This is a genomic window from Photobacterium alginatilyticum, assembly GCF_009910675.1.
GTDB classification, from domain to species: Bacteria; Pseudomonadota; Gammaproteobacteria; order Enterobacterales; family Vibrionaceae; genus Photobacterium; species Photobacterium alginatilyticum.
This window is the reverse complement of record NZ_RSEJ01000120.1, coordinates 1-1,207: the sequence shown is the minus strand read 5'-3', so window position 1 is coordinate 1,207 and position 1,207 is coordinate 1. Positions and strand designations below refer to the sequence as shown.

2 protein-coding genes are annotated in these 1,207 nt (G+C 35.3%); both read right to left on the bottom strand.

Features of this window, described 5'->3' with window-relative positions; translation table 11 throughout:
* Nucleotides 1-129 precede the first annotated feature (129 nt).
* Nucleotides 130-300 carry an ATP synthase subunit B family protein gene (locus EIZ48_RS31455; RefSeq protein ID WP_160658726.1) on the bottom strand — a complete coding sequence of 57 codons (171 nt, stop codon included), beginning with the start codon at nt 298-300 and terminating at the stop codon, nt 130-132.
* 406 nt (nt 301-706) lie between these two features.
* Entirely contained in the window at nt 707-952 is a 246-nt protein-coding gene (gene atpE / locus EIZ48_RS31450) for an ATP synthase F0 subunit C (protein ID WP_082538615.1), read from the bottom strand.
* Between the last annotated feature and the right edge of the window lie 255 nt (nt 953-1,207).

Here is a 1,207-nt window from a genome sequence, read left to right as displayed (position 1 = left end):
TACCAATGAATCACGAAATGCTATGGTTCTTGTATATAATTTCTTAATTTATTCCCAAGTTATTCGCTAGATTATGCACCCCTCCTTTCCTAGTTATAAGGGCAAAAAATGCAGCTGGTTAGATCCAGCCTATTCTTGAAATAAACAACTCGCACACACCCCCTTTCCAAAAAAGATCAATACACCAAGGACTACAGTTAGATTTATTGGATTTGTTGCTAAAATATCGGTATTAAACCCGAAACTCCCGGCGAATGGCCAGTAGTCCAAAGAAACGAAAGAATCGGTTACATTTTTCATATGCTCTCCTCTTATAGATAGACTAACAAATCAAACAGAGTTCTTTTTTCCTCACTTCACCTATTTTTCTTTTATATATATTCCTATTTCGAAATTCGCAATTAATTATTATTAATTTAAATTTAAAATAGAATACAAAATCTATTTTTTTTTCAAAAATTTTTAACTACTTGGTTTGTTGCAACACTTCCTCTTGAACTACGAATGGGAAGGACAAAAGAGAATCGGTATGCTAATTCCTCATCCTCAAATCAGTCCTTCCCATCCCACGGGTTATTTTCTCAACGAAAACAAATAAATAAAATAATTAATAATTAGAAGAGTGAAATCTTGATATAATTAAAAAAAACAAAGGACAAGTCCAAAACAATAAAATATGAAAAATAGGTATTTCATATTTCTAGGATTAAACAAAAGGATTCGCAAATAAAAGTGCTAATGCTACAACTAGCCCATAAATTGTTAAAGCTTCCATGAAAGCTAAACTAAGCAATAAAGTACCTCGTATTTTTCCCTCTGCCTCGGGCTGTCTCGCGATACCTTCGACAGCTTGGCCTGCAGCAGTACCTTGACCAACTCCAGGTCCAATAGAAGCAAGCCCTACGGCCAATCCAGCAGCAATAACGGAAGCGGCAGAAACCAATGGATTCATGATAAGTTCCTCGGCACCAAAAAAAAGAAATGGTTAATGATACAATCAACTAACGAATTATGACGTAATTATTCCGGCACTCAATGCATCCAGTCGAAGTAACTAAGAATTGCGAATTGGAGTCAAAAAATATTATTGAAGCATCGGAACTACTTCGATATCGTTTATCCACGGAGTATTTGTGAATTCATATGACTTTTTTGTGTTCTTCCATTTCTTGGTTCCGAGGGGCCTGTTCGGCCTTTTTCTTGATTT